This is a genomic window from Pseudoalteromonas sp. DL2-H2.2 (assembly GCF_021532535.1).
Taxonomy (GTDB): Bacteria; Pseudomonadota; Gammaproteobacteria; order Enterobacterales; family Alteromonadaceae; genus Pseudoalteromonas; species Pseudoalteromonas rubra_A.
On the sequence record NZ_JAKGBD010000010.1, the window covers coordinates 152,619 to 174,769 of the forward strand.

Sequence of the window (22,151 nt, forward strand, 5' to 3'; positions counted from 1 at the left end):
CCTTGTGAATAGGGTTATTTTGTATTCTCTTTTAAGGGTAAGTCGAATTCTACCATCAGGCCACCCTTTTCTCGGTTGCGAAGCCTTAACTGGCCCTGATGTGCTGTGATGATGTCATGGCACAGGCTGAGACCCAAACCGGTGCCGTGCGATTTGGTGGAGTAAAAGGGTTGCAGTGCCTGATGTAAATTCCCAGACTGGATCCCTGAGCCCCGGTCGACCACGGCAAATCGTAACCGAGTTTGCTCCTGAACCACCTGCACGGCGATATCCGCCTTGCCACTGCCCGATTCATGGGCGTTCTTGAGCAAATTGAGCAGCACCTGTTCAATCTGAGCAACATCGAAGCAGCCATTGCCCGTCGGCGCAGAGCCGAGCAAGGTGAAAGGGTAGAGTACCTGCAGGCGTTCAAGCAGGGGCGCAACCGGGTGTACTGAGCAACATGGCGCGGGCAGGCGTGCATATTCGGCATAGCGCTGAATAAACTCGCTCAGGTTTTGGGCGCGTTGTGAAATGGTATCCAGCATATCGGGCAGCAGGTCAAGATGCTTTTGCTGGTTCAGCATAGTCTGGGCTGAGCCCGTAAGGGACTGAATAGGGGCCAGCGAATTATTCAGCTCGTGGCTGATCAGACGAATGGCATTTTTCCACAGCATTATCTCTTCACGGTTTTGCTCCGCCGAGACGTTTTTGCAGATCACCAGGCTGTGTGGCTGATAGTTCAATGTTACCGACTCAGCCCCAAGGTAAAACGTATGTTTTTGCTCCTGCTGTTCGAAACTTAACATCCCGCTGTAGCCGTTATTCAGCGCCTGCGCCAGCGCCTCAGGCAAGGTATCGCAGGCCGTATCCAGCGAGCTGCCGGTCAGGGCGCCAGGCTGTTTGTTCAGCAGCTGACGTGCGGCGGCATTGTGATAAACAATATGGCGGTGTTTATCGAGCAGCAGGGTCGCCATAGGCGAGGCCTGAACTATGCTGTCCAGTACCAGCTCTTTTTGATTCAGCTTTTGCTTTTGTTGCTTCAGGTTTGCGCTGAGCTGGTTGTAAAGCGCTATCAGGCGGGCTAAATCTGGATCCGAAGACGGTGAGATACGCAGTGACAGATCGCCATCCTTAATGCTTTTGATCCCATCTTCCAGCGTCGCCAGGATCTGTTGACGGCGCCTGATCTGGCGGCCAAGCAGCATAAACAGGCTCAGCAATGACGTCAGTAAAGTCACAGCACAGGCCAGGACGACAGGAATGCCCTGTTGCAATGCAATGGCCAATGCAATCAGCGCAGATGTCAGCACAAACGCTGAGCTGAACAGGACCCGACCCGAAAAAGACCAGCGCGCAGAGGGCGTCATCGTTTGAGTCCAAACTTGTCCATACGGCGATACATGGCCTGGCGACTTAACCCCAGGCTTTTTGCTGCATGTGTCACATTGCCCTGGTGTTTATCGAGCGCCTGAGTAATGTCCTCAATGCTAAATTCATGATTCACTATAGCGGAGGCTGAGGTGCTAAGGCCAAGATCTGTCGCTTCTATTTGTTCCCCGCAAGCAAGCAGCTCGGCGCGGCCAATCACATTTTGCAGCTCGCGGACGTTACCTGGCCAGGCGTAGCGTTTGAGTAATCGCTGGGCACCGTCACTCAACACCTTACCCGAGGTCAGAAAATGTTGCGCGAGCGGAATAATGTCGTCGGGTCGCTCAGCCAGAGGGGGCAGGCGCAGCTCAATCATGTTGAGGCGATAGTACAAGTCCTGGCGGAAGGTGCCGCGGGCGATGGCCTCATTGAGGTTCGCGTTGGTGGCGCTTATCACCCTGACTTTGACTTTTTGCGTCTTGCTGCTGCCAACAGCTTCAAACTCACCGGTTTGCAGTACCCTCAATAGCTTTTGCTGGCCCGTCAGCGGCAGGTTGCCTATTTCATCGAGAAACAGCGTCCCCCCATCTGCGGCGGCAAAACGTCCCTCGCGGCTTTTCGTTGCGCCCGTATAGGCTCCGCTGACCACACCAAACAGTTCCGCTTCAATCAGCTCGGCAGGCAGTGCACCGGCATTGACGCGAATAAAGGGTTTATCCCGATAGGCACTGTTGGCAACCAGCAGCTCGGCGATTTTTTCTTTACCCGCGCCGTTGGGCCCGGTGATCAGCACCTGAGCGTCGGAGCAGGCCACCTGGGTTGCGGTTTCCAGCAAAGGCAGAATGGCTTGATCGGCAAAGATAAGTCCGCTGAGATCATATTCAGAGCACAACTTGTCTCGTCTGAGCTTAAACTGCTTCTTGCTGCGCGTCTGGGATTGTTGTAGCTGGTACATTTCCAACAAATTATTCACCGAGCTCAGTAACTTGTCATCCTGCCAGGGCTTAGCGATATAGTCTGCGGCACCATGTTTGATAAGTTCCACCGCCATCTCCAACTGCGCCCAGGCGGTCAGCAGAATAATCGGCAAGTCCGGATTGAGGGAACGGATCTGGTGATAGAGGGCCTTGCCTTCTTCGCCTGAGGTGGTGTCACTGGTGAAGTTCATATCCTGGATCACTAAATCGTAATCCTGTGCTTGCAGCATTGCCAAACCCTGCTCGGGAGAGTCGGCGCCTTCGCAGTCGATATCATTAATTAAAAAAAGAATTTTGAGCGCTTTAATGACATCTGTGTTGTCATCAATGACGAGAATTTTATGTTGCATCGCGTTTTTATCGTTATTGTTGTCAAGATGAAAGGGCTTGTCAGCCCTTATGTTAATTGATTTTGGTCACCCTTGCCGGGGCTATCTTAGCGGCTTTACGCACGGGAATATATACCGCAGCGGCACTTAGCAGCCATACTCCCAGGGCAACCAGTACGGCCAGCCAGGGCTCAACCAGGCCTTGTGCCCGTAAATGGGTCACAAAATAGTTATTAAGCCACAGCGCGGTGAAGCTGCCAAGCACAATACCCACAAAAGCGAGCAAAGCATTTTCCAGCAACAGGGTTTTAAGCACGGTATGCTGGCTGGCACCAAGCGCACGCAGAATGCCGATGTCCCTTTGACGAATCGAGACTGAGAAAGAAACCAGACCTATAATACCAAACCCGGTGACGGTAATGGCGATAACACTGATCCCTATCATAATGAACGCGAACGTGCTGCGGCCATCCCATAAGCGCTTTTTCGCGCGGGCGGCAAACTCCACCCGCTCCACGATGCGTCCGTGTTGTTGATACAGCACATCTTCAACGTCCTTAAGAATGCCATCATGGGTGCCTGGTTTAACCCTGATTAAATAGTTGACGTTGTTACCGCCAAAATGGGCCTGAGGGACAATGGTTGAGTGATACCATTGTTGCTCATAAACGGCCCCTTCACCCAGCATTTTATCGGCATACACCCCAACCACCTGATAGGGACGGCGAGCGCGTTGCAGGTAGACGGTTTGTCCCAGCGCACTTTGCTCACCAAACAGGCTCTTCGCGAGAGTTTCACTGATCAAGACGACACTGGCATAGCGATTTTGCGATGTCTCGGCAAAAACAAACTCATTGGGGTAGAAGTTGCGCCCCTGCGTAATGGTTAAGCCCAGGGTTGCAACGCCCTGTGAGGTTACGTCAAACTGGGCATTTTCAAAGCCCGCTTCTTCCTGGTCGATGGTTTTGTACACCAGGTTACTGCCGGCGACGGTGGCAAGCACCAGCTCGTTACTGGCATACGTCACCTGAGTCACCTCACCCAGCGCGCTGAGATTGGTTAAATCGCGCTGGATCAGGGCCGATTTATCGACCTGATTGTCGAACACCTTAGTGTAGACGTTGAGTATCTCGACTTCGTCCAGGTGCGAGGGGATCAGCCAGTTCTTGAGCGTCCCGTAGCTGATAAAACTGGCATTGCCGACTATGGTCACAGCAATGGCTATCTGGATCAGGAGCATCACAGAGATATTGCGGTGCTTTACAATGATTTTGAGTATGTGTTTGAGTGACATGCGACTATCCTCTTAACTGTGCTGCGGGGGCGATACGACTGGCTTTGATAATGGGGTAGAGTCCGGCGGCAAATATCGCCACAAAGATCCCCACGGCAGCTTGCAGCGCAAACAGCGTGTCCATGCTATACATACGGCGCACCTGCTCGGCGTCGGCCAGATAATCGGCCTGATACAGGGCAAGGTGAAACATAGCAACCAAGCCAAATTGTGCCAGCAATAAACCCAGCGCAATTGCAGCGCCACTGAGCATACTCAGCTCCAGCAGTTGCACCTTGAGAATATACAGCTTGTTTGCGCCCAGCGCCCGATACAGGGAGACCAGTTTGGCCCGGCTCTGGTTTTTAGCCAGTAAAATGCCGATGGTGTTGATCAGGCAAATGGCAAACAGCAGGTAGGCAAACTTAAGATAAATCTGCTCCCAATAAAGGTTGTCGCTCATTCTGTTGTTGAGACTGGCCAGCTGCGTCAGATAGTAAGGCTCTGAGTGGCCAAAGCGGCCCTGAGATGCCTGCTGCTGCGCATAGTTGCGCATCCAAAGGGTCAGCTCAGCATGGCTGTTGTCGTGCTGCATTGGGTCTAGCACCGCCCAGGCATGCAGATAACCACATTCGGCACTTTTGAGTCCCTGCACATCTTCCCGACGATAACGGGTTCTTGCGGCTTCTTCCTTGGTGCGGCAAGGCATATAGCCGGTTCGTGGTAGATTGTTGGCGTGGGCATATCCAAGCGGGACGACGGCCATATCGTTGGCGCGGGCCCCAAAGCGCATATTCTGAAAACGGCGCAGGTAAGCAGACATGTCCATCACGCCGACGACCTCCAGCTGACGGTTGTTGATCACCACCTGTTTGCCAATGGAGTTTGCTCCGCCAAATAACAAGTCATTGGCTTTTTTATCTAATACAATCACCGCGGCATCCTGCATGTCCTCGCGCCAGGGCGCACCATAAATAAATGGCACCTGGAGCAGGTCAAAATACTGTGGATCAGCGGCAGAGGCCTCGGCGGTAACCGGCCTGACACTGTTATCAGGTAAGTCGAGCACAAACGAGGTGGTGTAATTGAACGAAATGCGGGTAGTGTCGTTTGCTCGGAACGCCTCAGCCAAGGCGCCCGCATCGCGAAAGGTCAGCGCAGGCGAGCGAAATTCAGAACGCCGGTCAAACTCCGGGTCCATAAAATTCAGGCTGACGTGATACACCCGATCGGCTCTTTGGTCGATGGGGGAATGGCCGCTGCGTGTGACTATGGTGCCCATAGTTAACAACAGGGTGATGCCAATGGCCAGGTTAAGTACCATCAGTAAGGTCAATTTGCGCTTTTGTTTCAGGCCGCGCCAGGCCAGTTGCATTAAATCCTTCATTGCGGCCACCTAAGAGATCAATTCGACCAGTTCATTCTTATTGATATCTCGCAGTTGTCCGTCGAGAATCTGAATGTTGCGATGCGCTCGCTGCGCCAGTTCATGATCGTGTGTGACCATCAGCAAGGTGGTGCCCTGGCGGTTTATCTCTTCCAGCAGTTCCATCACCTGTCTGGCCATCAACGTATCCAGGTTTCCGGTGGGCTCATCGGCAAGCAAAAAGCGCGGTTTACCGGCAAGCGCGCGGGCAATGGCAACACGCTGTTGCTGACCACCACTCAGTTGTGCCGGAAAGTGACTGGCGCGACCGCCAAGCCCTACCAATTCCAGACTTTCCTCGATGCGCTGCTTACGTGCCTTGGCCGACAGACCGCGGAAAATCAGCGGCACTTCAATGTTGTCGTAAAGATTGAGGTCGCCGATCAGGTTAAACCCCTGGAAGATAAAGCCGATTTTTTCATTGCGCAGACGCGAGAGCTGCTTGTCACCCAGGGTGCTGACGTCTTCTCCGTCCAGCTCATAGGTGCCCTGTTCGAAGTTTTCCAGTAACCCGGTGATGTTCAAAAAGGTGGTTTTACCTGAGCCTGAAGGACCTGTGACGGCAATAAACTCGCCTTCTTCAACTGTGAAGTTAACGTCTGACAGCGCGTGGGTTTCGACTAATTCGGTGCGGTAAATTTTACTGATGTTTTTCATGCGTAACATGGGATGATTCCTTTTATTATTATTCGCTGAGGATCACGTGCTGTGATTGTCCAAAAGCTGTCAGGCTTGAGATGATGATTGTATCACCAGCTTGCAGCCCCTGGGTAATTTCTACTTCCCGGACACTTTTGACACCCAGTGAAACCGGGGTTCTGTATGCGGAGTTTTGTTCAATTTTATAGGCGGTGCTTGATGCGCCGGTTTCGACAAAGGCACCACGCTCGACTTTAAGTACGTTTTGCTTGTGCGCCAGGATGATCTGGGCGTTGACCCGCTGGTTCTGGCGCAAATTTCCCGGCTGCTCGGTAAAGCGAATACGACCGCGTACCTGGCCTTGCTCAACTTCGGGAGAAATCGCCACTAAAGTTGCTCCGTATTGCTCATTGTTAATTTGCACATTGGCTTGCAGGCCTATTCCCAGCTCATCAGCGAGGTTTTCAGGAATATAGGCTTCGACTTCCAGCTCATTAAGATTAACCAGCGACATCAGCGGGGTATTGCGTTGCACATGTTGTTTTTGCTGAACGTTCAGGGTGCCGACAATGCCGGATAAAGGGGAGTGCAGGGTCAGTGCCTCAACCTGACGGCGCAACTCCTCGGTGAGATGACGCTGGCGGGTCAGGTTCAGTTCGCTGCTTTTCAGCTCAAAGCTCAGGCGCTCCTGTGCCAGTTGCAGGCTGGCAATGGCATGACGTTCATTCAGTTCGGCGCGCTTCAGGGCGACCTGGGTCTGTTCCAGTTCTTCCTTAGAAATGATCTGTTTTTCTATGCTGCTACGGGCGCGGGCCATCTCACTTTGTGCGGCTTCCAGTTCGACTTTGGCCAGCTCCATTTGTTGGGTGTTATCCAGCTGCTGTTGTTTTATGGCGATTTTCTGGCGACTGACTTCCATCTCCAGGCGTGCCAGGGTCGCTTCTTCCTGGAGTAACTGATTGCGCAGCTCAGGGCTGTCGATGCTCAATAGCGCCTGGCCCGCTGCAATCTCATCACCTGCTTTGACAAACAAAGTGACTGTGCCTGCTGCGATGGCATACAAAGAAGGGCTGTCTGCGGCCATGGTGCGGCCTTCCACGCGCAGGTCCTGGATCATATCACCGCGTACGACCGTCGCGATGCGCAATGTTTGCAGTGACACTACCTGATCGGCGCTGAGTAACTGATCAAAGCTGCTGTATGAGGCCGTGGCAGCACCAATGAGCCCGACTGCGGCTAAGGCGCCGAGCCACAAGCGCGGCGATCTGCGTGTTTGTGGGATGGCTTTATCTTGTTGTTTGGTATCTCGGATCATGCCGGGTACGGCTCCTTGTTTTTTTCGATTACTTGTTCTTATTACAAAAACAGTGCCAAAGCGTAATGCACTGAAATTATTGAGTTATTTCTCTTTTTGATAGTGGGGTATCAGCGCAGCGGACGGACAGCGGACAGTACGCGGACAGTAGACGGGTGTCCGGACACCGTGTTGCAGCTCAGTGCATAGCCGAGCCACAATACACTGGCTTTGCCGACCTGATCCTGTACCATAGTGATCATACTAAGTTGCTGTTAAGTAAGTGGTAAAGGAGATACGATGATCCAGTTAGACAAGATAACCTTAAGGCGTCGGGACGGGGCTGGGTACAGACATGTGCTGGACAACCTGAGCTGGTCAGTGTCAGGGGCGCAGCAGGTTGCGTTAACCGGTGAAAGTGGCTCGGGCAAAACGACTTTGCTGAATATACTGGCGGGCTTGCTGAGCCCGGACGCTGGCACCATTTGCATCAACGAGCAATTTATCCATACCTACAACGCCACACAGCTGGCTTTGTACCGCCGCACCATTGGCATGATCTTTCAACATTATCAGCTCCTCAGCCCGCTAAGTGTTGCCGACAATATGGCATTTCAGGCAAGGCTGAATGGCCGCGCTGTGAGTCGTGAAGACATTGCATTGATGGCACAACGGCTGGGGCTGGGCGATAAGCTCGATGTCTTTCCGGCGCAGCTCAGTGGTGGGGAGCAACAGCGTGTTGGGATTGCCCGGGCGCTGCTTAATCAGCCCCGCATACTGCTGGCCGATGAGCCTACCGGTAACCTCGACAGCGAGCGCAGCCAGGAAGTGTTAGAGCTGCTGATGGCGTTATGTAAAGAGCAGCAGGTCAATCTGATCATGGTGACACACAGCCGCGCCCTTGCCGCGCAGTTGCCACGACAGGTGGAGTTACGTGACGGGCGCATACATGAGTGAATTGCGTCTTATCTTGCTGACCTATAGCCAGTTTTATCGTCGTCATGCCGGCCTTTTGGTACTTTTTCTGATTGGTTTGAGCCTGGGCAGTGCCTTGCTCAGTGCAACGCTGGGGTTAAATCAGGAGGCCTCGCAGCGCTATCAAACCAGCACCGCGCTGTTAGCCCAGCCTGTGAGTCATTTTATTCGACCGCCTCTGGGCGAGTCGGGCCTATCGTTTTCTCTGTGGCAACGGCTTTCAGCTGCCGGGTTTGTGCAGGCTCAGCCGGTGCTTGAAGGGCGAGTGGGAAGTGATGACAACAAGCTCATTGCAGTGCGAGGTGTGAACTTACTGCAATGGCAAACAGCCGGTGTCACCCAGCCTGCTCAGCGTCAATCTCAGCAGTCAAATACTGAGCATGCCCTGTTCGACACGCTGTTTGTGTCACCCGAGCGCATGGCCAGGTTACAGCTCGATGAGGCCGTGTTGTACTTTAACGGTGAGCGTGTCCCTGTAAGTAAGCTCGATGGAGCCGGCCATTTTGCGCTTACCGACATCAGCCTGGCAGACCGCTTGCTCAAGGCACAGGGGCAAGTCAGCTATTTCGAAGTGGCGGGGCTGAATGCCGCGCAGTTACAGCAACTCAAGATACTGCTAGGTAATGAAGGCAGGCTCGAGTCTGCCGAGGCGCAAACATTCGATGCGCTGTCGGGCGCCTTTTTCTTCAACTTACAGGCACTGGCATTGCTTGGCTATGTGGTGGGTGCTTTTTTAAGTCTGAATGCCATCAAGCTTGCTTATCAGAGCCGGTTATCCTTGCAACAGCAAATGGCTACGCTTGGCTGCCGTCAGGGCCAGCTACTCAAGGCGCTGTGCCTGGAAGTCACGATACTGAGTGTGGTAGCCGCGACATTGGGCAACCTGCTTGGGGTGCTGATGGCCAATCTGATGATGGCGGATATCAGCGCGGTGCTGAGCAGTTTTTATCAGCTGGACCGGTCGCTGACGGTCAGTTTTGACGTTGCGCTGGTGCTCATCGGCACTGTGCTTAATCTGGCGGTTCTGAGCGCATTTATGGTGTTACAAACAACCATTGCACAGCGGCTGACTAAGTGGTTAACCCTGGTACTTTTAGTGCTGGCGGGTGTGGGCGCTCTGACGTTATTGGCACTGGCGCAGACCAAGTGGCAGGCTTTGCTGCTGTGCGCGTGTGTGCTGCTGGTGTTTTTCGCGCTGACGCCGCCTTTGGTGCGTATGGTGTTTCGGGTTCGTTGGCCAACTCAGGCGCCTTTGCTTGTCTGGCTCAAAGGCGACAGCCTGACGCAATTGCCGGCGCTGTTGAGCTCGGTGCTGGCGATACTGATGGCAATGGGCGCAGCCATTGGCATGCAGGTGATGGTGGGCAGTTTTAGCAGTGCACTAGATGCGCATCTGCAAACCCGTCTGAATGCCGACTTGTATGTCAGGCCGGATAACCCAACCGCGCAGATGCGTCAGGCATTATTGGATATGCCAGATGTGACGCAGGTGGGGGTTTACTGGTCTGCACAGAGCGAAGTCCGAATGGGTGATGAGACTGTGCCCGTGAGGCTGATGAGTTTTGGCGAAGATGCCCGCTATCATCAGCATCTGACCTTACTGAATAAGCAGCCGTTGCATGCCAGTCATCTTAGCAGTGCCGCTGAGGCCATTTCGTGTTTGGTCAATGAACCGGGCATGCGTCGCTATGATCTGGCTGTTGGCACTTTGATCCAGGTGCAACAAGGGGAGCGCGCTTTTTCCTGTCAGATAAGCGGTGTTTTTTACGATTACGGAGAGCCGGGGATTAATCTGGTGGTCAGCAGCTCTGTGATTGTGCGTCAGGCTTTTTTGTATGACGCAGTGGGGTTTATGTTGACGCTAGAGCAAGGGGCTGATGCAGAGCGGGTGGCCGATGTGATTAGCCAGCGCTGGTCACTGGCGGGGCACCAGTTGGTCCACAACCAGGTGTTTAAGCGTTATGCAAAACAGCTATTTAGTCAGACTTTTCTGGTTACTCATGCGCTGAATATCTGCATTATGGCAATCGCATTATTTGGTGTCTGGGTGAGCTTTTTAACACTCGGGCGACAGCAGCTTCAGCCAATGGCGGTACTACAAACTTTGGGAGTGACCCAAAAGCAATTACTGCTCCTCAAGCTGTGTCAGGCCGGGCTTATTCTGGGCTTGACGTTACTGCTGGCGGTGCCACTTGGGATCCTGTTGGGCTGGGTGTTGCTGGAATATGTGATGCCCATTGCCTTTGGCTGGAGCATGGCCATGGTTCTCAGTTGGGGCGATATCTGGGGATTTTGTGCTGTGGTGCTGGTACTGGCGCTGGTGGTAAGCGCTATTCCGTTACTCAAACTGGTCAAACGTAATGTGGCTGATAATGTGGCGCAGCTCTGAGGAACCAATTATGCAAAAAGTCAGCTCCCTTTTGTTAGTTTTACTGGTATTGACGGGCTGCCAGCCGGTTGCGCCACCAAACGAGCGCAACAATGCGGCCATGGCCGTGCTGGGACAAACCTTGGGAGCGCCGGTCGATGCCAGTCAGCCTTTGGTGTTTCCCCGTGACCATGGCGCCCATCCCGAACAAGGGGTTGAGTGGTGGTATGTGACGGGCAATCTGACGGCGGACGATGGCAGCCAGTTTGGTATGCAGTGGACCTTGTTTCGTATCATTGACCCGGGCTTTTCAACTTTTCAGTCTTCTCCCTGGTGGGACGGACAGCTTTATTTTGCGCATTTTGCTTTGCAGGATGGCCAGACACATCAGGCGTTTGAGCGCTACGGCAGAGCCGGGCAGGTCGACATTCAGGCCAGCCCCTTCATTGCCCGGCTGGGTGACTGGCAGCTGGCCAGTCGGGGGAATGCCTTCTTGCCGCTGCAATTACACACTCAGGCGTCCGGGTATGGCCTGGATATTACACTGGCAAACAGTCCGCTGGTGTTGCATGGCGAGCAAGGATACAGCCAGAAAACCCAGCAAGGCCATGCTTCTTTTTATTACAGTTATCCCTTTTTACAAGTCGAAGGTACGCTTACATACGCCGGTAAGTCTTATGAAGTTACGGGGCAGGCCTGGCTTGACAGAGAATGGTCTTCTGCCCTGATCGATAGCCAGAATGGCGGCTGGGACTGGTTCAGTTTACAAAGCCAAGATCCTGAGCAGGGCGCACTGATGGCGTTTTGTACACGTGATGGGCAAGAGGCCTATGCCTATTGCAGCGCCTCAGAGATATCTCCGTCGGGTCAGGTTACAGCCTACCCACATGAGCAGGTTACATTGACGGTACTGGACAGGGCGCAAACCCGGGGAGTAACGCACCCGATAAGTTGGCAGTTGCAGGTACCGGGCAAAGAAGCCGTGATCATTGATGTATTGCAGCGCGACTCTTTTAATAGCCTGAGCGTACCTTACTGGGAGGGGCGGATCCGCAGCCGCGGTGGATTTGTCGCAACGGGCTATGGTGAACTGTTCGGCTATTGATTGATCCTTGTGCAGCGCAGATGTTATTGCATAGAACGAGTTATAAGTTTTTGTTTTAATTGCAGGTTTCTTGGTAAAATGCGCCTTTATTAGATAGAAAAGGACGTTACGCCTGTTATGAATAAAGTTGTGTGTTATCTGGTTGAGGTGACTCTGTTTTTGCTGTACCTGGGCGTTGGCTCATTACTATCCGAAGCGTCAGGCCCCGCTCTGGTAGGATTTGTTTTGACACAGGTGATTGTGCCAGCGCTGCTGTGGATTGTACTGCGCTACCTGTTTTTTAAAAGCGTATCAGTTTCATGCGATAAGCCGACATGCAGTGGTCGTGGGAGATTGGAATCACAAACAGAATTGGCAGACAACCCTGTTATCAGGGCTGTGATGATAAAGGGGCACAGGTGTACCAAGTGCCAGCATCTCATTCACACAGCCCTTTTTACGCCAGTTGCTAAAGATAACGCGTAAGTAATGACTCACACTGGCGGCTCAGAGGCTACTCCCGGTCGTACAGGGGGAGGGCAACACCTGAGACGTCAGGAAATTCCAGCACCGCGACAGGAGTAAAGTCGCTTTCCGCGAGGAAAAACGTGGTCAGACTGGCACGGGAATGGATGGTAAACTCCCCCACAAACGGCATCATCCAACCACTGTCGCTTGATAATACCCCGCTTAACTGAGGCACTTTGTTAAAATCCGGTAGCAGGTAGTCGGGCAGCACGTTGTCGCCCACAGAATGGAGCGGCAGATTGACCCCAATCTGACGTGTGTAAGACACATCCAGCATAGGCTGTCCGGTATATTGGTTGGCCAGGGTTAAGGCATGCTGATGCGCTGTGATAGTGATCGACACATCGCCCGCTTGCTTGGGATAGCCCCAGATCTCACGACCAGCTTTAATTGCAATGGGGTTGTCTAGCATCAGGTGCTGGTTGTAAAGCGCATAGTTATGGGGTTTTCCGGCCGCTTGCTGCTGGGCATTGGCAGCCCCCAGTGCCGCCACTACTTTAGCGGTAAAATCCAGCTGGGCGCCGGGCTCGGTCATATCCCCCGGGCAGGGCAAAATGGGGTCTTCGCTGCCACGGCGTTTTACATAAAAGCTTGATATTGTTTCGTTATAAGCACCGGCCGGGCTGGCCGTGATTTTTTGTGTATACAGAGCCCCAATCCCTTTTGACGCACTGCCCTCACAATGCAGTCGTACCGGCTCCCACTGCCAGTTCCATAAAAAGAACTGAGCAACATTGGCATCAATTAATCCGACGACCGCGCTGGTGGCTTCACCCTGAACATGAAAGGGCATGTTAACTGGGGTGCCATCAGAGAGATAAGTGGTACTGGTGACCGGATAGGTTTCACTGAGATCGGCGCTATGACCGGTGTTGCTCAATACCAGCATGACACTGAGCATAAGTGTATTCAATTTCATTTTAGATCCTTTTCTGATTAGGGTTTTCCTTTGGATGGAGGTTGCCTTATACGCACTGTTAGGTCGCAAAAGCGGGACTAGGCTAACACGCTCGGGTGAAAAGTAAATGAAATGGCACAGCGCAGCAGAGGTGGGTGAAATGTATACGAATGTAAATCAGCTATTTTTTCTATCTTTGCAATGCTGTACACTGCGCGGCCAATTCATGGGTCAGGTCGGTTATACAAAACTCGCTTTGACCGTACAGGATATCCTGGCTCAGCTCTGAGCCAATAAATTAAGCAGGTAATTATGGTCCCGTTTGTAGTATTGATCACCGTTTTGGTGTGTTTTGTCGGTTACGGGCTCTGGCCACTGGCGCTCTCTGTACTGGGCTATCTGGTATCTGAGCAGTCGCTGGATGCCATGGTGCTGATGTTGTTCTGGTTAAGCATGGTATTTATTCAGTTTGTGGCGATGTGGCACATTGCAAAGAAAAAGCCCAGCGGACGTAAGTTCTTTTTTTACACCGTATGGATTTGTGTCTTTGTGCAGGGGGCTGACTTGTTATTAGCAAGCGAGGATGAGGTGCCCCTGTGGCCGCTGGCGGACTTGTTTATCTACCCGGCGTTAGCGATGTGGGTATTGTATGCCAGTGACGCAAAACAGTATTTTGAACAGTAACACTGAGGGTAAAAGCATGAGTAAATGTGGTAAATGTGACAGCGATATTTCTTTTATGTCGGTACTAAATACACCGAATCCGTTCAAGCTAAAATGCGGTAGCTGTAAAGCGCCGATCGCCCTGAGTTTGGTGAGTGCGGGCATTGTCGCGGGTATCTTAATGGCGCTGATCAGTGCTATCTTATGGTACTTCTATGGCTCAGAAGGCTTCTGGATAAAGGTGGTGCTGCCAACAGTATTGATTGTAGAAGGCCTTTACTTTGCGGCCATCCGCACGGGCCTGGTAAAAGTAAAACCAGCACAAGCTGAATAACAAACGGGAGCCACTGGCTCCCGTTTTGTTGTGCACTTAGCTCAACTCAATTTTGTAAGTTGGTACGGGATTGACCTTTTTGCTCAGATGTCCAAGCAGCAGCCACCAGGCAAACAAAGCCGCCAGCATCAGTGCAATCCACATTACAGCCGAGGCCGGTGCCGTGCTCAGCTGTCCTATCTGGTAGACCAGGGTCGCCAGAATATAGGCAATCGAGGTTGTCCAGCCAATCACCACCCACATCCACTGACTGCCCGACTCGCGCTTAATAGCGCCCAGTACCGCCACACACGGCGTATAAAGTAAGATCAGCACCAGGTAGGCAAAGGCGCCGAGCTGACCATCAAACTGCGCCGCCATCGCACTCAGTAACTCGTTGCCTGCATCTGCGCCTTCTTCAACGGCACCCAGACCCAGTGGGTCACCGAGGTTGTTAAGCAAATCAACGGAATTATCCCACAGGGTCATCACCGCTTCGCTTGCGGCGTCTTTGAGAGACCAGTCACCGGGCTGTTCCTGCGCCCCTACGTACAGGGCATCCATGGTGCCAACAATGGCCTCTTTGGCAAATAAGCCGGTGACAATCCCCACGGTGGCCGGCCAGTTATCTTCTGCAATACCCAGTGGTGCAAACACCGGTGTAACCACCTGTGCGGCTTTTGAGAGCAAAGAGGCGTCGCTGTTCTCATGACCAAAACTGCCATCTGTACCAATGGAATTGATCATGCTCAGCAGCGCGACCACGAATACGATGGTTTTACCGGCACGGGTAATAAAGCTGCGCAAACGCTGCCAGGTGGTCATCAGCAGGTTGCGCCAGACAGGTAAATGATAGGCGGGCATTTCAATAAAAGAGGGGACTTTCTCCTGCTTAAAGACGCGCTTTCTGAACAAATAGCCAGAGCCCACCGCCACCAGAATACCAAACACATACAGGGCAAAGACGATATTAGCGCCATTGACCGGGAAAAAGGCGGCAGCAAACAAAGCGTACACGGTTAAGCGGGCACCACAGGACATGAAAGGTGCCATGATCACCGTGAGCAGGCGATCCGACTCGCGACTCATGGTGCGGGCACTCATCACCGCCGGGACGTTACAGCCAAAGCCCACAATCAGCGGCACAAACGCGTTGCCCGGCAATCCGATGGAGGACATCAGACGGTCAATCACAAAGGCGGCGCGTGACAGGTAACCACTGTCCTCAAGAATAGACAAACAAAAATACAGCACTGCTATTACCGGAATAAAGGTCGCAACCAGCTGCAAGCCGGCCCCGAAGCCGTCACCCAGCAATACGCCCAACCATTGGGGCGCCCCCAGGTTGGCCAGTAGCAGCTTAGTGCCGTCAATAAAAATAGCGCCGACCAGAATGTCGAAAAAGTCGATAAAAACGGCCCCGAAGTTCACGGCAATGGTAAACATCAGGTACATCATAAACAGGAAGATAGGAACGCCCAGCCAGCGGTTAAGCACCAGTTTGTCGAGCGACGTGGTGAAATCAGAGCGAGTCTGCGACATGATGCTGACGCCATTGCTCAGCGTTTTGACGTTTTGATAGCGTTTAATGGTGTCTTCGTTGCTGAGATCCGGCCCCGTATCTTGCTGCTTGCGTGTAGTTGCTTGCGCAGTTTTCAGGTGATTATTCAGCGCGTCGGTCAGTAGCGTCAACCCTTCACCGGTTGAGCCCACCATAGCGATCACGGGCGTATCAAGGCGTTGCGCCAACAGCTCAAGGTTAAGCTCCTTACCTTGCTGACGCGCTACATCGGTCATGTTGGCAACCACAATGACGGGCGTACCCGTTTCCTGCATCTGTGTGGTCAGGACGAGGTTGCGTTCAAGGTTGGCACAGTCGACCACATTGATGATTAGATCGGCATCCTGAGCGCGAATATAGTCAATGGCGATTTGTTCATCCTGGCCCGGATCTATTTGTGCCATGCTGTACAGGCCCGGTAAGTCAATTAACTCAACCTGCTGGCCCTGTAATGTTAGTTCGCCGCTTTTGCGCTCAACAGTCACGCCGGGCCAGTTGCCGACTTTTTGTCTGGCACCCGTAAGACGGTTAAATAGGGTGGTTTTACCACAGTTGGGGTTACCAACGAGGGCGATTCTCACGTTATCTTACTCCTTGAATTTAGCGGCTTAGCTGGATAAAACGCGCATCTGTTTTGCGGATACTGATAAAGGTATTGCCAACCTTGGTCTGGATTGGGCAGCCCAGAGGGGCGACATTTAAGACAGAGATCGTCTCGCCGGGGATCAGGCCCAGTGCCATTACGCGGCTGATCAGGGCTGCATCTGGGTGTTCAATGCCCGCAATAATTGCTGTGTCGTTGGGTTTTAAATCTGCAAGTGTCATAGAGGTAATGCAAACCTTGATAAGAATTATTTATCATTAGAGACCTATAGTACCGCAACTTAAATGTCATAAACAAGCTGGCGCAGCAAAAGAGGCTGGGTTATTTTGATGATTGATAAAGTGATATATTTTAGTTAGTTACGTATTTTAAAAGAATGTCATCAGGGTGTTGTCAGGAGGGCTGTACTGTTTGCACTTTATTTGCCAAGTGATTGCAAAGTGCCTTTTTAGAATGTTGCTCAGCCATCATCAGTAATAGCTGAGCACTTAGGGTTTAGCACAATGCTATTTAAAAGGTTTCTTTGAGCAAGTTAAGCATATCCTCCACCGACAGCTTGCTGGCCTGCTCGTTACCTGCCAGCAATTGATCAGCCAGATCGCGTTTATGCTGGTGTAGCGCCACAATCTTTTCTTCTATGGTGTTTTTGGCGATGAGGCGATAAATGGTCACCGGGCGCTGCTGGCCCATGCGATGCGCCCTGTCGGAGGCCTGCGCTTCAACTGCCGGATTCCACCAGGGGTCCATATGGATCACATAGTCTGCGGCGGTCAGGTTCAATCCTGAACCACCGGCTTTAAGGCTGATCAAAAACACTTCGCCATTGCCACGCTGAAAAGCGTTGACCCGCTCCTGGCGTTGTGCGGCAGGTGTACTGCCGTCGAGATACTGGTAGGTCACTCCGCGTTGCTCAAGAAGCGTTTTGATGATCTGCAGATGGCCTACGAATTGGCTGAAGATCAGCGCCTTATGGTTATTCTGCCGTAATTCGTCAAGCAGCTCACTGAGGGCATCCAGCTTACTGCTGGGCAGCGTGCTTTCGGCCATCACCAGTTTCGGATGACAACAGGCCTGGCGCAGTTTAGTGAGCTGGGCGAGCATTTTTATGCGCTGCTCTGCCGCCGAGCTGGTGCTGGCAGACTCAGTGATCTGCTCAATGGCATGCTGTCGCAGTGCCTCGTAAAAGGCCATTTCGTCATCACTCAGCGAGACGGTGAGGTTAATTTCGGTTTTCTCTGGCAGCTCGGTGAGTACCTGGCTTTTCAGACGACGAAGAATAAAGGGTTTCACCAGTTGCTTCAGACTTTGACGTGCTTTGTGCGCCGCCAGTTTGTCCTGCTCGGCATTTTCCATAGGCTGAGCAAAGCGGGCATTAAAGCGCTTCAGGTTGCCTAGCAGGCCGGGGTTAACAAAGCGAAACAGGGACCACAATTCGGTGAGGTTATTTTCAATCGGTGTCCCTGTGGTGATCATCTTAAACTCACCTTTGAGCGCACAGGCCGCCACAGTGCGTTTTGCCAGCGGATTTTTCAGGGCCTGCGCTTCATCGGCGACAATGGTGTGCCAGTGCTTGCTTTTCAGTAGTTCTGCCTGGCGTTGCAGCAGGCCATAACTGATGACTACGCAATCGAATGGACCAGCCTGTGCCAGCAGCTGTTCGCGTTCCTGGCTGCTGCTGTGATCACTGAACAGCGTCATGTTCAGTACCGGCGCAAACTTGCTCGCCTCCTGTTGCCAGTTAAAGCACACTGAGGTTGGCGCGATGATAAGCGTTGGCCCTTCACTGGCACGCGCCAGGATCACGGCCAGTGCTTGCAGGGTTTTGCCTAGTCCCATGTCATCGGCCAGACACGCCCCGGCGCCCCAGTGCGCCAGGCGCATGGCCCAGTCAAACCCGGCAAGTTGATAATCGCGCAGTTGCGCCTGCAAGGTGGAGGGGACACTGAGCGCCAGCGTATTGGCCTGATGCATCTTTTTGCTTTGCTCTTCCCAGGCGGGCAGGGTTTTCATGCGCATACCGGTTGTTGCTTCGGCCACCAGGCCGCTGGCAAGGGGGTGAAACTGCCCCTGATCCGTGACCTCATTGAGCTTTGCAAGCTGACTACGCAGGTCCTGTGACAGGGCGAGAATTTGCTCGCCATCCAGGCTGACAAAGCGACCATTGCTGGTGGCCATCAGGCTGAGCAGTTTTTTCAGCTCGATCACCTGAGCATCGTCAACCTGTAACTCACCAGTCACGTCAAACCATTGATTCTGCTTGGTCATTGCCAGCGCCAGATGCTGGGATTCAAGGGCCTTACTGAGGCGAAATTTTTTCCCTTTCGGCCAGCGCAGTCGCAGCGTAAATCCTGCTGGCGGCGTGGCAACACAGTGCTCGAGCTGCTCCAGAGCTTCCAACGCCATTTCTGTGTCGTCCAGTTGCAGGCGATTATCTGCCATCGCCAAAAATGCTGGACAGTGTTCATCCAGTAATTCGAGCAAGCCTTGTTCTTGCGCTAAATCTCGCTGGGTAGCGACGCGCTGGCCATCAATTTCGGTGGTCAGGCTGGGGCTGCCAATACCGGGGTGCAGCATTGGGCCCTGATCGCCGAAGGGCATACTGACGCAATGAAATTCGAGGCCGCCCTGATAAGGAGTGATATTGATCACCAGCTCTTCAGCAGCTTCCACTGTGGTGAGCCCGGTCTCGACGCCTTCGAGGTCGGACTGAATATTCAGCAGCGGGGCGATGGCGGTAATACTTGCGAGCAGCTTGGACTTGGCGGCCTTAGGTACAACTAGGCCGCTCTCGCCGATGATCCCGGCAACTTGCAGGTGCTGGCGGGTGAACAGGGTAAAGCCGTAGCGGTGCCCCTGCAGCGGGTAAAAGGCGTACTCGCCGGCTCGGGTGTGTTCATCCAGCTGCAAGCGATAGTCTATGCCCTGTGGCAGGTTAGGTATTGAGATCAGCAGTTCGTCACCGTTGTCGCGGATCTGCAGTTCAGCCGGATATTCTGTCAGTTCAATTTCTCGACTGAAATCATCGCCCAGGTAGAGGTTGTGGGCGCCAGCGGCCGCGCTTAGCGCACTTGCGCCTTCCAGTTCAAAGGTGCGGCCACCGTAATAGCTGTGATTCTCGTACACCCGAATAGCTGCAATAATCTCTTTGTCTTTGTCGTTCAGATAGTCAAACTGCTCGGGCTCGTCGATTAAGCGTTTCAGCGCCACATTACGGCCTTTACTCCAGCCATTTTTGCCGAGCTTTTGTTCGCGGGGTTTCAGGGTCAGTTCGAATCGAGATTGTTCAAGTTGCCAGATGAGTCTGTGGCTCTGCGACGATTTCTCAGCAGTGGCTGTGGCAGCGGGTGACAGGTTTTGCAGCTTTTCCAGTGCCAGCTCCCAGTCGCTTTTTTGTTCTACCATAGCAGCAAAGTTAAGCACCAAACGCTGCGCTAAGGGCGGGACCGGCGCCTGATTGAGCACCAGCAGATCTGCGCCCATACAGGCAAATAAAGGTTGCTGCATTGAGGTGAAGGTGGTGCAGGCCTCGCTGAGGCGACTAAGCCTGGCGGCATGCACACGGGCACCGGTCCAGTGTGTTGCAAGGGCAGTCAGCAACTGCAACAGCGCAAAGTGAAAGGGTTGCGTATTTCTGAGCACTTCATAATCTTGATACTGCTCGCTAAATGACTGGCCGTCATTCAGGCACTCGGCGAGATATTCCAGTAAGTTCAAAATGGCATAGTTAAAGGTGGGGGCTTTTCTGTCGGCGGATTCGGTGCGAACCAGCTCGCGAACTGTGCTAAACAGCTGAGGCTGCCCCTGGCTTGCCTGGATCAGCACTGCCAGTTTGTGGAACAGGCCCGGCAGGCCGCCCAGATATTGCTGTTTGCGGCGGGCAATTTTGTTTTTCGCCACAATGGCTTGCTCAAACAAGGTCAGTGCAGTTTGCTGCTCCCCTGAGCACATGGCAACGATGGCGCGCAGCTGTAGTGCATAGCAACTGGTGTCGTCGCCAAGCGCAGAGATACACGCATCCAGTTGTGCACGGTACAGATATTGCTCGGCCAGTAAGCAATGCAGCTGTTGATTGTCAGGCTGACGCTCGCACAGTTGCTCGATAAGCTTGAGTGCGGCAAAGTTGTTCTGACAATCGCTTTGCAATGAATGAAATAATGTGGCACACGCCTGATAGAGCAACTGCGGTGGCAGCTCGGCCAGACGGTCGACGTCCGCAGGAAAAAACAAAGTGTTGATCAGTACCTGGTTGGTATTGTGGTCCAGATACTGTGGATTCTTGTGAAAGGACAGCAAAGCCGTGGCTTTGTCGTACTGGCCAAGTATCAGTAAGTCGCGGATAAAGCGCTGTTCGTCTGCAAAATCGCGCTCCCATTCATACAGGTTAATGATAGGCACGACTTGTTCGGCGCAATTGAGTGTGCTGATAAAGCGATCCTGACGCAGCGCGTTATAACACAGCGACACTTCTATGAGCGGTGCTACCCTGAGACCCTTTTGATTGCTGATCAGCAATCCGGCTTCGACCAGCGCCGTTCTTTGCTGTGCCAGCATGCCCTGGCACAGAGCTGGGAGCTCATGCACCTGTGCGTCGACCAATAACTTCAGCAAGCGTTTGAGTCTGCTGATAGCAACCGGTTTGCCAATCAATGCCAGCACCTCCAGCATGACTTGCTGTTCAGCGGGCAATTGCGCGTAAAGTGTCAGGAGTTCCGTTATTTGTGTCTGGCTGAAAGGGGTATAGTGCATGCTCATAGGCCTGTCAGGCCTTGCTCCGCAAGTTGTTGTTAATTGCGGAGCAAAGTAGCAGAAGCGACCGCTATGCTCAAGTCAATCTACTTTAGGACAGTCTATGGGTTACTCATTAGACAAGGTGTAGTAGCGCTGTGTACCAGCTTCATCCGAATGTGGCTGGCAAGGGACAAAACCGGCTTTTTCCAGCACTTTGATTGACGCTGGATTGTCCTCTGCAACGCCGGCATTGAGTATCACGTTGGACTGAGCTGCTTGCAAATGCGCCACCAGCCCTTGTAATAGCTCACTGGCATAGCCCTGACCCCAGTGTACTTCGCCGATTAAATAACCCAGCTGCACCGTGTTGGCTGAAAAGTGCAGCATGACAAGGCCTATAAACTGTGCCTGTTTATCTTGCACCAGTAACAGTTCGCAGCGTGCGAGTTTGTCTGCCAGCCAGTCGGTAAGCTGCGCCGGAGTTTGTGGGCACTGTTGCCAGTCGTCGGGCAAAAAGTGCAAGGTTTTCGGGGTCAGCAGGTGCATGAGCTGATTGGTCTGGGCCGGGCTGAATTCATCAATTAGCGAGGACGCCCCGATGGCCTCCAGCCGGGCCGTACTGAATCTATGCGTTGTCATGCTGTTGCTCCTGTGTGCTTTGCGCTTGCGACATGCCTGCTTTAAATGTCTGGGTTAATTCGAAACCTTTTATGGCCGGTAATGCGAGTGCTTTGAGGGCCAAACTGCCAACCATAATCAACAGCGCAGTGACCAGCGCATCCAGACTCATGGCCATGATTGTGCCAGCCAGACCGAATGTTTCAGCTAGCGCAGCCAGCTCTGGCAAAGTATAGACCCCGGTGAGCAGCTGCAAGGCTAAGGCAATCCAGAAACCAAAGCAGTAAGGGCAGTGCCAGGCTGAGTACAAATAGGCCAGCGGGGCAGGTAAGCGCGCAACCAGCTTAGTAAACCAGGTGCCCCAGTCGGGTAATTTTTCCCACACAAGCACATGGATAGTCAATCCCATTAAAACGAGTGAAAAAGTCATGCGTGTCTCCTGTAAATCGGTGTATTGTTTTATCTGTGTCTATTATTCCCAATAAAGCTTAGTGGTGTTATGGTTGGGTTTTTGCATTAATCG

18 protein-coding genes are annotated in these 22,151 nt (G+C 52.9%); 5 read left to right on the plus strand and 13 right to left on the minus strand.

The window, feature by feature from the left end:
* Nucleotides 1-14: 14 nt before the first annotated feature.
* From L1285_RS17020 to L1285_RS23660, 7 genes are all read right to left on the minus strand, one after another.
* On the minus strand, nucleotides 15-1,349 hold the full coding sequence (locus L1285_RS17020; protein WP_235413339.1) for a sensor histidine kinase: 1,335 nt from the start codon (nucleotides 1,347-1,349) through the stop codon (nucleotides 15-17).
* Nucleotides 1,346-2,677 carry a sigma-54-dependent transcriptional regulator gene (locus L1285_RS17025; protein WP_235413340.1) on the minus strand — a complete coding sequence of 444 codons (1,332 nt, stop codon included), beginning with the start codon at nucleotides 2,675-2,677 and terminating at the stop codon, nucleotides 1,346-1,348. Before L1285_RS17025 ends, L1285_RS17020 begins: the two co-directional genes overlap by 4 nt.
* 52 nt (nucleotides 2,678-2,729) lie before the next feature.
* Complete coding sequence (locus L1285_RS17030) at nucleotides 2,730-3,950, minus strand: ABC transporter permease (protein ID WP_235413341.1); 1,221 nt, start codon at nucleotides 3,948-3,950, stop codon at nucleotides 2,730-2,732.
* 4 nt (nucleotides 3,951-3,954) lie between these two features.
* The gene (locus tag L1285_RS17035; RefSeq protein WP_235413342.1) at nucleotides 3,955-5,316 is read right to left on the minus strand and encodes an ABC transporter permease; all 1,362 of its coding nucleotides are present in this window, start codon (nucleotides 5,314-5,316) and stop codon (nucleotides 3,955-3,957) included.
* 9 nt (nucleotides 5,317-5,325) lie between these two features.
* A complete protein-coding gene (locus tag L1285_RS17040; protein WP_046006334.1) occupies nucleotides 5,326-6,021 on the minus strand; it encodes an ABC transporter ATP-binding protein in 696 nt (231 codons plus the stop codon).
* A 19-nt stretch (nucleotides 6,022-6,040) separates the two neighbouring features.
* Entirely contained in the window at nucleotides 6,041-7,309 is a 1,269-nt protein-coding gene (locus L1285_RS17045) for an efflux RND transporter periplasmic adaptor subunit (RefSeq protein ID WP_235413343.1), read from the minus strand.
* A 110-nt stretch (nucleotides 7,310-7,419) separates the two neighbouring features.
* Entirely contained in the window at nucleotides 7,420-7,551 is a 132-nt protein-coding gene (locus L1285_RS23660; protein WP_268836125.1) for a hypothetical protein, read from the minus strand.
* A gap of 37 nt (nucleotides 7,552-7,588) precedes the next feature.
* Between L1285_RS23660 and L1285_RS17050 the strand changes: the two genes are divergently transcribed.
* Genes L1285_RS17050 through L1285_RS17060 form a run of 3 tightly spaced genes read left to right on the plus strand, consistent with a single transcriptional unit; the run spans nucleotide 7,589 to nucleotide 11,736 of the window.
* On the plus strand, nucleotides 7,589-8,245 hold the full coding sequence (locus L1285_RS17050; RefSeq protein ID WP_235413344.1) for an ABC transporter ATP-binding protein: 657 nt from the start codon (nucleotides 7,589-7,591) through the stop codon (nucleotides 8,243-8,245).
* Entirely contained in the window at nucleotides 8,238-10,652 is a 2,415-nt protein-coding gene (locus tag L1285_RS17055; protein ID WP_235413345.1) for an FtsX-like permease family protein, read from the plus strand. The genes L1285_RS17050 and L1285_RS17055 overlap by 8 nt, the downstream gene beginning before the upstream one ends.
* Nucleotides 10,653-10,662: 10 nt before the next feature.
* Nucleotides 10,663-11,736 carry a lipocalin-like domain-containing protein gene (locus tag L1285_RS17060; RefSeq protein WP_235413346.1) on the plus strand — a complete coding sequence of 358 codons (1,074 nt, stop codon included), beginning with the start codon at nucleotides 10,663-10,665 and terminating at the stop codon, nucleotides 11,734-11,736.
* 493 nt (nucleotides 11,737-12,229) lie between these two features.
* Here the strand turns inward: L1285_RS17060 and L1285_RS17065 are convergent, their stop codons facing one another.
* Nucleotides 12,230-13,162 carry an acetoacetate decarboxylase family protein gene (locus tag L1285_RS17065; RefSeq protein WP_235413347.1) on the minus strand — a complete coding sequence of 311 codons (933 nt, stop codon included), beginning with the start codon at nucleotides 13,160-13,162 and terminating at the stop codon, nucleotides 12,230-12,232.
* A gap of 291 nt (nucleotides 13,163-13,453) precedes the next feature.
* Between L1285_RS17065 and L1285_RS17070 the strand changes: the two genes are divergently transcribed.
* Both L1285_RS17070 and L1285_RS17075 read left to right on the plus strand, forming a co-directional pair.
* Complete coding sequence (locus tag L1285_RS17070; RefSeq protein WP_046006340.1) at nucleotides 13,454-13,825, plus strand: hypothetical protein; 372 nt, start codon at nucleotides 13,454-13,456, stop codon at nucleotides 13,823-13,825.
* Nucleotides 13,826-13,841: 16 nt separating this feature from the next.
* Nucleotides 13,842-14,138 carry a hypothetical protein gene (locus L1285_RS17075; RefSeq protein ID WP_235413348.1) on the plus strand — a complete coding sequence of 99 codons (297 nt, stop codon included), beginning with the start codon at nucleotides 13,842-13,844 and terminating at the stop codon, nucleotides 14,136-14,138.
* A 36-nt stretch (nucleotides 14,139-14,174) separates the two neighbouring features.
* On the opposite strand, the gene feoB is transcribed toward L1285_RS17075, so the two are convergent.
* The 5 genes from feoB to L1285_RS17100 form a co-directional block, all read right to left on the minus strand.
* Nucleotides 14,175-16,259 (minus strand): ferrous iron transport protein B, encoded by a 2,085-nt coding sequence (gene feoB / locus L1285_RS17080; protein ID WP_046006342.1) that lies wholly within the window; start codon nucleotides 16,257-16,259, stop codon nucleotides 14,175-14,177.
* A gap of 19 nt (nucleotides 16,260-16,278) precedes the next feature.
* A complete protein-coding gene (locus tag L1285_RS17085; protein WP_235413349.1) occupies nucleotides 16,279-16,503 on the minus strand; it encodes a FeoA family protein in 225 nt (74 codons plus the stop codon).
* 289 nt (nucleotides 16,504-16,792) lie between these two features.
* A complete protein-coding gene (locus L1285_RS17090; RefSeq protein ID WP_235413350.1) occupies nucleotides 16,793-21,028 on the minus strand; it encodes a DEAD/DEAH box helicase in 4,236 nt (1,411 codons plus the stop codon).
* Nucleotides 21,029-21,136: 108 nt separating this feature from the next.
* Entirely contained in the window at nucleotides 21,137-21,649 is a 513-nt protein-coding gene (locus L1285_RS17095; protein WP_235413351.1) for a GNAT family N-acetyltransferase, read from the minus strand.
* The gene (locus L1285_RS17100) at nucleotides 21,636-22,058 is read right to left on the minus strand and encodes a hypothetical protein (RefSeq protein ID WP_235413352.1); all 423 of its coding nucleotides are present in this window, start codon (nucleotides 22,056-22,058) and stop codon (nucleotides 21,636-21,638) included. Before L1285_RS17100 ends, L1285_RS17095 begins: the two co-directional genes overlap by 14 nt.
* Nucleotides 22,059-22,151: the final 93 nt, after the last annotated feature.